Source organism: Janthinobacterium sp. BHSEK (genome assembly GCF_056174685.1).
This window is the reverse complement of sequence record NZ_JBWBYV010000021.1, coordinates 19,272-28,349: the sequence shown is the minus strand read 5'-3', so window position 1 is coordinate 28,349 and position 9,078 is coordinate 19,272. Positions and strand designations below refer to the sequence as shown.

Annotated in this window: 10 protein-coding genes; 2 read left to right on the top strand and 8 right to left on the bottom strand. The window is 62.4% G+C overall.

Features of this window, described 5'->3' with window-relative positions:
• Nucleotides 1–94: 94 nt before the first annotated feature.
• The 8 genes from bamC to AC0V2Y_RS09675 form a co-directional block, all read right to left on the bottom strand.
• Nucleotides 95–1,288 carry an outer membrane protein assembly factor BamC gene (bamC, locus tag AC0V2Y_RS09710; protein WP_475417269.1) on the bottom strand — a complete coding sequence of 398 codons (1,194 nt, stop codon included), beginning with the start codon at nt 1,286–1,288 and terminating at the stop codon, nt 95–97.
• Nucleotides 1,289–1,369: 81 nt separating this feature from the next.
• Nucleotides 1,370–2,248 carry a 4-hydroxy-tetrahydrodipicolinate synthase gene (gene dapA / locus AC0V2Y_RS09705; protein WP_086136194.1) on the bottom strand — a complete coding sequence of 293 codons (879 nt, stop codon included), beginning with the start codon at nt 2,246–2,248 and terminating at the stop codon, nt 1,370–1,372.
• An 84-nt stretch (nt 2,249–2,332) separates the two neighbouring features.
• Nucleotides 2,333–2,905, bottom strand: a complete 573-nt coding sequence (locus AC0V2Y_RS09700; protein WP_475417268.1) for a class I SAM-dependent methyltransferase — start codon at nt 2,903–2,905, stop codon at nt 2,333–2,335.
• Between the two features lie 42 nt (nt 2,906–2,947).
• Entirely contained in the window at nt 2,948–3,625 is a 678-nt protein-coding gene (locus AC0V2Y_RS09695) for a site-2 protease family protein (RefSeq protein WP_475417267.1), read from the bottom strand.
• A 94-nt stretch (nt 3,626–3,719) separates the two neighbouring features.
• Entirely contained in the window at nt 3,720–4,343 is a 624-nt protein-coding gene (locus AC0V2Y_RS09690; protein ID WP_436503514.1) for an L-threonylcarbamoyladenylate synthase, read from the bottom strand.
• A gap of 38 nt (nt 4,344–4,381) precedes the next feature.
• Nucleotides 4,382–5,266, bottom strand: coding sequence for a protease HtpX (gene htpX / locus AC0V2Y_RS09685; RefSeq protein WP_070303511.1), 885 nt, complete (start codon nt 5,264–5,266; stop codon nt 4,382–4,384).
• A gap of 220 nt (nt 5,267–5,486) precedes the next feature.
• On the bottom strand, nt 5,487–6,320 hold the full coding sequence (locus AC0V2Y_RS09680; RefSeq protein WP_475417266.1) for a 3',5'-nucleoside bisphosphate phosphatase: 834 nt from the start codon (nt 6,318–6,320) through the stop codon (nt 5,487–5,489).
• A 90-nt stretch (nt 6,321–6,410) separates the two neighbouring features.
• Nucleotides 6,411–7,286: an alpha/beta fold hydrolase gene (locus AC0V2Y_RS09675; RefSeq protein ID WP_475417265.1), complete on the bottom strand. Its 876-nt coding sequence runs from the start codon at nt 7,284–7,286 to the stop codon at nt 6,411–6,413.
• Between the two features lie 218 nt (nt 7,287–7,504).
• Here AC0V2Y_RS09675 and AC0V2Y_RS09670 point away from each other — a divergent pair, with 218 nt between their 5' ends.
• Together AC0V2Y_RS09670 and hslO are read left to right on the top strand one after the other, a co-directional pair.
• Nucleotides 7,505–8,029, top strand: a complete 525-nt coding sequence (locus tag AC0V2Y_RS09670; protein ID WP_475417264.1) for a gamma carbonic anhydrase family protein — start codon at nt 7,505–7,507, stop codon at nt 8,027–8,029.
• Nucleotides 8,030–8,033: 4 nt separating this feature from the next.
• The gene (gene hslO / locus AC0V2Y_RS09665) at nt 8,034–9,014 is read left to right on the top strand and encodes an Hsp33 family molecular chaperone HslO (protein WP_475417263.1); all 981 of its coding nucleotides are present in this window, start codon (nt 8,034–8,036) and stop codon (nt 9,012–9,014) included.
• Nucleotides 9,015–9,078 lie beyond the last annotated feature (64 nt).

The window sequence follows — 9,078 nt, the reverse complement described above, 5'->3', positions numbered from 1 at the left end:
CGCCGGACGCAGGCAATAAAAAAGGCTGACCCGGTTTCCCTGGCCAGCCTTTTTTATGCGCGGCAGGTCCTGATGCCTGCCGCGAATGTAGCGCTTATTTCAACTGATCATTCAGCAGACCCAGGATCTTCTCGGCCACTGGCGAGGTATCGGGTTTGCCTTCGTTGCTGAGGATGCTGACCAAGCTGGTCGAGCCAGTGCCGGCCTTGACCAGGACGCGGTAGCGCTGCGCTTCCTTGTCCTTGTCGGACGACGAGCCCCAGCTGAACAGTTTCGAGAAGAAGCCATCTTTCTTGACCGCGTCCGGATCGACGTAGCGCACGAAATACGTGCCTTGCGTGCGGTCGCGGTCTTCCACGGTGAAGCCGACGCGGTCCAGCGCCAGGCCGACACGGCGCCAGGCGCGGTCGAAACCTTCATCGACTTCGATGCCGCGCGCCGGCGTGGCGGCGTCGCCCACGAGCTTGGCGTGCTGCGGCTGCACGATGGCGGCATCGACGGCCGTCTTCGCTTGCGCATCGTCGCTGGCGGCACCCAGGCGCGTCATCAGCTTGGCCAGGAATTGCGCCTCCAGGCCCGGATCGTTCGGGCGAGCGGTCCAGGTGGTGGTTTCCTTGTCGCGGCCCGTGACGACCTCTTCCACGCCGCGGTGGCTGATGTAGATCTCGGTCGAACCGTCGGCCAGGCGCTCCACGCGGGTGCGGAACTTGTCTTTTTCACCGGTCGAGTACAGCGAATCGAAGGCCTTGCCGATGGTGCTGCGGATAAAATCTTGCGGCACCTTGGCGCGGTTTTCGTTCCACTCGGTTTCCATGATGCCAGCCGTCGGCTGGTCGACAGCAATGGTAAAGCCCGAATCTTCCCAGAACTGCTTGAGCTGCGGCCACAGCACTTCAGGCGACTGCTTGACGACCAGCCAGCGCTGGTTGCCCGCGCGCTCGACCTTCACGCCGCCGGCCGTCACAGGCACGACACCGACCACGCCGTCGGCGCCCACGACGACGGGGGTACCGGCCGTGGCATTGCGCTGCGCGTTGTAGCCGGAAGCCGTGGCCACGCCGTTTTTCGCGTCGGGCAAGGAGTAGCGGTTATCCTGCTGCAATTGTGTCAGGTCAGGCGGCACGTCCAGGGTGCCGGCTTTCTTGACCGACTTGTAGTCGACCTTGTCGCCGCCGACTACCGAACTGATCATGCCGCAGCCCGCGAGGCTGGCTGCGACGGCGCCGATGACGATGCCGCGGACGGCGATGGTGGCAGGCGCCGGTTTGGTTTTCTTGCAATTAGTCATGTCGTAACTGGATAAGAAGCTAAGTAGCAGCTGGAATCAGGAAAGGTCCGGACTGGTCAAGTCCGGGCTTGAAGTTCGGCCTTAAGACAGGACACCGGCGTCGCGCAAGGCATCGCGCACGGTGGCATGGCAGTTTTCAGCCAGCGGCACCAGTGGCAAGCGTATGCCGGCCGGCATCAGGCCCATTTCGGCCATCGCCCATTTGACGGGCACCGGGTTGGGCTCGACAAACAATTTCTGGTGCAGAGGGAATACCTTGTTATTGATGGCGATCGCCGTGGCGCGCTCGCCCGCCATGGCCGCGACGCACAGTTCGTGCATGGCGCGCGGCGCGACGTTGGCCGTCACGGAAATGTTGCCGTGGCCGCCGCAGAACATCAGCGCCATGGCCGTCGGATCGTCGCCCGAGTACACGGCGAAGTCGGCCGGCACCAGGCGCAGCAGGTCGATGCCACGGCCGATATTGCCGGTCGCATCTTTCACGCCGACGATATTCGGGATGGCGGACAGGCGCACGATGGTCTCGTTGCTCATGTCGGCAACCGTGCGGCCAGGCACGTTGTACAGGATGACAGGGATGTCGACGGCTTCGGCGATGGCCTTGAAGTGCTGGTACATGCCTTCCTGGGTAGGACGGTTGTAGTACGGCACCACTTGCAAGACAGCATCGGCGCCCGCTTCTTTCGCGTAACGCGTCAGTTTGATGGCCTCGGCCGTGGAGTTGCCTCCGGCACCGGCGATGATAGGAATGCGTCCCTTGGCATGTTCGACGGTCAACTGGATCAGTTCGCAGTGTTCCTCCACGCTGACTGTTGCCGATTCGCCCGTTGTGCCAACGATGACGATGCCGTCCGTACCCTCGGCGATATGCCAGTCGATCAGCTTGCGCAGACCTGGAAAGTCCAGACTGCCGTCTGCGTGCATCGGGGTGACGATTGCTACAATGCTGCCCTTGATCATAGTAAGTTTATAGCGCCGATAAATAAAACAACGATTGTAGCGGATAGCCCGCGCCTGTGGTGCATTCTGACATAGTATGGCCGCTCAAAACGTCGGCAGCAGGGCTGCCAGCCGTGGAAAATCCGGCCGGACGGCACAAATTCGTTGCACTAGAGCAGCTTTTGGCTGTTCCACGCGCCCATCCTCATACGCTACCACACGCAAGCCCTGCTGCACCGCCCAGGCCAGCATTTCGCCTTCCTTCAGCAGGAATTTCGGATTCGACGGCTTGCCGAACTGTTCATTGCCCTCGGCAAACGTTTCATACAGCAGCACGCCATCGGGCGCCAGGCTGGCCACCATCGCCTCGAGCAAGGGCCGGTGCAGATAATTGGTGACGACGATACCGGCGAAGCGGCCTGGGGCGAAGGGCCACACGGCGCCCGGCGCTTCGAGGTCCACCAGCGAGGTGGTGATGCCCGCGCCGGCCGCCTTTTCCAGCACTTCCGGATCATGGTCGAGCGCGATCACGGGGTGGCCCAGGCTCACCAGGTGGCGCGCATGGCGGCCTGCGCCGCAGGCCAGGTCCAGCACTTCGCCGCCGGGAATCAGGGGCGCCCAGCGGCGCAGCCAGCCGGAAATCGTTTCGGTTTCTACTGTTGGTTCAATTACTTGCATCGGTACTTCCATCAATTATTTACAACCATCCAGTTGCTTGCATCAAGTCAACAGGGCCGTCAGGGGCGTGACCACGGTGACAAAAATGCCTATGACAAATTCGATCGCCGTCAGCAGGGCGCGGTTCAGGATGCCCGTGTACATCAGCAGCACCAGGGCGCCGAACACATACAGGCTGTAGCGCTCGATGCTGGCGTACGGGCGCGCCAGCTGCATCGGCAGCAAGCCCGTCATGATGCGTCCGCCATCGAGCGGCGGCACGGGAATCAGGTTAAAGACGAACATGGCCGCATTGACGCTGACGCCGGCGCCTGCCATCTTGCGGAAAAACATGCCCATTTCCGTCGGCGGCAGCACGCTGAGCACGACAAAGGCAATCATCCAGCCCAGGCCCATGACGAAATTGGCGCCAGGCCCGGCAAACGCCACCCAGGCCATCTGTTTCTTCGGATTGCCCAGGCGGCTGAAATCGACGGGCACCGGCTTGGCATAGCCGAACGGCACCTGGATCGTGAAATACAGCATTAACGGCAGAAAGATCGTGCCGAAAGGATCGATATGCCGGATCGGATTGAGGCTCAGGCGGCCCGCGTCGGAGGCGGTCGGATCGCCGAAATAACGGGCGGCATAGCCATGCGCCGCCTCGTGCAGGGAAATGGCAAACAGCACCGGCACCAGGTACACCGCAACGGTCTGGACTATCGTATTGAAATCGCTCATGACCGCGATTCTACCAGAGGCACCCTGGGGCCTTTCTTACGTTGTCATTAAGAACAGATGAAGAGCGGCGCCGCAACAGATGTGCGATGCCCCTCTACAAGCCCAGCACGGCCGGGTCGCCGCGTCCCACGCGCACCACTTCCGGTTCCGGCCCCGTCAAGTCGATCACGGTGCTGGGACCATGCGCGCAGACGCCGCCGTCGATGATCAGGTCAACCAGTTTTTCCAGGCGCTCGCGGATGGTGTCGGCATCCGTCAGGCTGTCTTCGTCGCCGGGCAGGGTCAATGTCGCGCCCAGCAGCGGCTGGCCCAGCTCTTCCAGCAGGCATTGCACGATGCGGTGCTGCGGCACGCGCAGGCCGATGGTCTTGCGCGAAGGATGGCTGAGGCGGCGCGGCACCTCCTTGGTCGCCTCCAGGATAAACGTGTAGGCTCCCGGCGTGGCCGCCTTGAGCAGGCGGAACTGGCGGTTGTCGACGCGGGCGTACACGCCCAGCTCGCTCAAGTCGCGGCACAGCAGGGTCAAATGGTGCTTTTCATCGACGCCGCGGATGCGGCGCAGGCGCTCGACGGCGCCCTTGTCGTCGAGCTGGCATACCAGCGCGTAGCAGGAATCCGTGGGCAAGGCCACGACGCCGCCGGACTGGATGATCTGCGCCGCCTGTTTGATCAGGCGCAATTGCGGATTCTCAGGGTGAATATGAAAAAATTGACTCATGTGTAAGCGTTCTGGCGAACCAGCTTGTTAAGTTAGCATTATTGTACGCCGCGCAGCGCGGCGATGCGTTGTTCGATGGGCGGATGGGTGGCGAACAGCGCGCCCCATCCCCCATTGCCGCCGCTGATGCCCAGCGCCTGCATCGATTGCGGCAGTTCGCCCGGCGGCACGCCGCCCAGGCGGGCCAGCGCATGCATCATCGGCGTGGGGCTGCCGAGGAGCTTGGCGGAACCGGCATCGGCGCGGAATTCGCGCTGGCGCGAGAACCAGGCGACGATGATGGAAGCGAGCAAGCCGAAGATGACTTCGCACACCATCACGGTCACAAAGTAACCGATGCCGCGTCCGCCGCCTTCGCGGTTGTTATTTTTCAGCAATACATTATCGACAAAGAAACCCACCACGCGGGCCATGAAGACGACGAAGGTATTCACCACGCCCTGGATCAGGGTCAAGGTCACCATGTCGCCGTTGGCGACGTGGGCGATCTCGTGGCCCAGCACGGCTTCCACTTCATCGCGGTTCATGCTTTGCAGCAAGCCTGTCGACACGGCCACCAGCGCCGAATTTTTAAACGCGCCCGTGGCAAACGCATTCGCGTCGCCTTCGTAGACGGCCACTTCCGGCATGCCGATGCCAGCCCGCTCGGACAGCGCACGCACGGTATTGACGAGCCACAATTCCGTCGAGGAGGTCGGGTTGTCGATGACGCGCGCACCCGTGCTCCACTTGGCCATCGGCTTGCTGATCAACAGGGAAAAGATGGAGCCCGTGAAACCCACCACCAGCGAAAACACCAGCAGGCTGCCCAGGTTCAGGGTACTGCCCCGCGCCGGATTGCCCACGCCCAACAAGCTGAGGACGAGCGACAGCACCAGCATCACGGCCAGGTTGGTTGCGATAAAAAGGACGATACGTTTCATGGGCGATGGCTCCAGATGACTATGTATGACAAGAATAACGAAAAGATAAGTACGGACAGGCGTATTTTCAAGCAGCTATGGCGATACGCCAGCGCATCGGCAGCCAGGAAAATCGTCGCGAGCGGCAGTGATTTGTGGCCGAGAAGCGCAGCTGTACTTTAGTACAGCGAGCATCGCCGGCCGCAAAGCGCGCCGCGCAGCAGATTTGCCTGGCTGCAAGCTAGAACCAGTCGTGCCAGATGGGCGTTACATTCGATGGTAAAGGCGGCAGCATGGCAAAATCCACGCGCGACTCGCCCGGCGCATGGAAATCCGTGCCGCGCGAGGCGAGGAAGCCGTAGGCGTTGGCCAGCTGCGCGTATTCCGGATACTGGCCCGGACTGTGGCTGCCCGTCACGACTTCGATGGCCACGCCGCCGAGTTGCTTGAATTCATCGAACAGCACGCCTTGCGCCATGTCGCTGAAGCGATAGCGGCCCGGATGGGCGATGACGGCCACGCCGCCCGCGCCGCGTATCCAGCCCACGGCTTCGGCCAGGGTGGCCCAGCGGTGCTCGACGTAGCCTGGCTTGCCTTCCGACAGGTATTTCTTGAACACGTCGGGGATGTTCGCGCATTTGCCCATTTCCACGATGTAGCGGGCAAAGTGCGTGCGCGACATCAGGTCCGGGTTGCCGACGAATTTCAAGGCCCCTTCATAGGCGTCGGGGATGCCGGCCAGGTCCAGCTGGCGGGCAATCTCCCGGCCGCGCGCGTCGCGCCCCGAACGCGTCTGGTGCAAGCCCTGCACCAGGCCCGGGTTGTTTTCATCGACTTGCAAGCCGACGATGTGCACGGTTTCGCCGGCCCAGGTGATGGAAATTTCCACGCCGGCCACGAAACGCATGCCCAGGTCCAACGCGGCCGCGCGCGCGGCGGCGACGCCGGACACTTCATCGTGGTCCGTCAGCGCCCACACGTCGACGCCGGCCTTGCGGGCGTGCGCAGCCACGGCGGCCGGTTGCAGTACGCCGTCGGAGATATTCGAATGACAATGCAGGTCAACTTTAAGCATGTGAAAACAATACCCTGCACGGGCTCAGCATGGAAGAAGTTTTCATTGTACGCTGCTTGTCAAATCGCGCTGCAGCGTTCCAGACACACATCAGGCCAAAAATGCTTCCACCAGGCGCGCCAATGCCGCCGGCTGATCATGATGCAGCATGTGGCCCGCGTCCAGCATCATCTCGCAGCGCACATCCTTGATGCAGGCCAAACGCCGGTCGATCTCGATGCGCGCCTGCTCCTTGGGCCCCATCCACTGCCACATATTCGTCTCAATAGCCTCCACCCACAGCACGGGCGCCGTAATGCGGCGCCAGCAGGCCATCACTTCTTCGACTTGATACAGGATGGGATTGACCCGCTTGTGCCGCGGGTCGCCGAGGATGTCCCACTCGCCCGCCTCGTTCTGCGCCGACCAGTGTCCGGCCAGAAAGGCCGCGCGGTCGTCCGGCAAGCGCGGATTGGTCTTTTGCAGGCGCTCGGCCACGGCCTGTTGACTCGGATAGCTGCGCATGACGGGCGGCTCGCGCAATTCAGCTAGCCACTTGGCGTAGCGGCCCGGCGCCTGCTCCGGCTGCGTTGCCATCATGCCGAAGCCTTCCAGATTGATGAAGCGGCTGATGCGTTCCGGGCGCACGCCCGCGTACAGGCCCGCCACGTTGGCGCCCATGCTGTGACCGAGCAGCTTGACGGGCGCATCCGGCGAATAGTGCAGCAGCATGGCGTCCAGGTCGGCCAGGTAGTCGGGGAACCAGTAGGTGTCGGACTGCGTGTAGTCGCTCAGGCCAAAGCCGCGCCAGTCGGGCGCGATCACGTGCCAGTCGCCTTGCAACTCGTCGACGACGAACTGGAACGAGGCGGCCACGTCCATCCAGCCGTGCACCATGAACAGGATGGGCGCGCCTACACGGCCCCAGTGGCGCACATGCGTGCGGGCGCCGCGGATGTTGATGAATTCGGAACGGGAAAGTTTCATGGGTTTCATCTGATTACCTGCCTTGAAAGTGGCGCGGATGGCGCCACATGCTGTGTCTGTAGATAGTGCGCATATAAAAGTACGACCGTTCGATAATTATACCGGATTGGCGGTCGGCGGCAGGACTTGTCCTGCAACAGCGTAAAATAGCGTACGCAACACCTAAAACTTCCGCGTCCGGCCATGCCCGGCGCTTCCACCACCGCCACAGGCTGACGATGACACTCTACCAATTGGGCGCCGATGCGCCGCAGATTGATGCTTCCGCTTTTGTTGCCGACACGGCCAACGTGATCGGCAAGGTGACCCTGGGCGCCAACAGTTCCGTATGGTTCGGCGCCACGATTCGCGGCGACAATGAACGCATCACCGTGGGCGCCAACAGCAATGTGCAGGAAGGCGCCGTGCTGCACACGGACCCGGGCTACCCGCTGGACATCGGCTCGAACGTGACCATCGGCCATCAGGCAATGTTGCATGGCTGCACGATCGGCGATGGCGCCCTGGTCGGCATCCAGGCCGTGATCCTGAACGGCGCGAAGATCGGCAAGGGCTGCCTGGTCGGCGCGGGCGCGCTGGTCACGGAAGGCAAGGAATTTCCCGACAATATGCTGATCCTCGGCTCACCGGCGAAAGCCGTGCGGGCCCTGACGGCAGACGATATCACCAGGCTACAAGGCAACGCCGTGAACTATGTGCAGCGCGGCCAGCTATTTAATACGCAACTCAAGAAGATTGGATAAGAGAATGACGACTGAAACCACGGGCGCCGTCAGCGCAGCCGCCACCGGCCAGGACACCCTGCAAAAATTTATTTTCGACAACGCCGCCGTGCGCGGCCAGTTCATCGACGTATCGACCACCTGGCAGGAGGTGGTGTCGCGCCACGCCTACCCGACGGCCGTGAAAAAAGTGCTGGGCGAAATGGTGGCCGCCGCCGCCCTGCTGTCGGCCAACCTGAAATTCAACGGTTCCATCATCATGCAAATCCATGGTGACGGTCCCGTGCGCCTGATGGTCGTCGAGTGCGATTCCGACCTGCGCCTGCGCGCCACGGCCAAGCTGGACCCGGACGCCGCCATCGCCGACGGCGCCACCGTGCCGCAATTGCTCAACGCCACGGGCAAGGGCCGCTTCATCATCACCCTGGACCCGGCCGACAAGGTGCCTGGCCAGCAACCGTACCAGGGCATCGTGCCGCTGGACGGCGACGACATGGCGACCGTGATCGAAAACTACATGCTGCGCTCGGAACAGCTCGATACGCGTCTGTGGCTGGCCACGGACGACACCGTCTCGCGCGGCCTGCTGCTGCAAAAACTGCCGCACCACGGCGGCAAGGCGGAAGCGACGCCCGTCTCGGAAGAAGACGCGCTCGACACGTGGAACCGCGCCGTGATGCTGGCGTCGACCCTGAAAGAGGAAGAGATCCTCGCCACCGACATCGACACCCTGATGCAGCGCCTGTTCTGGGAAGAGACGATCCGCGTCTTCGACCCGCTGCACCCGAGCTTCCACTGCACCTGCACGCGCGAAAAAGTGGGCAATATGCTCAAGATGCTGGGCGAGGAAGAAGTCAACAGCACCCTGGAAGAAATCGGCCACGTGGGCGTGAACTGCGATTTCTGCGGCCAGCACTACGATTTCGACAAGGTCGATTGCGCGCAGCTGTTCATCACGGATGCGCCGGCCGAGGTCTTGATTCCGCCAGCCGCCAGCATCAACTAAGCATTACAGTTTCGCAATGAATCTGCCGCGCCGCCCTTGAGGCGGCGCAATTGTTTCCACTGTC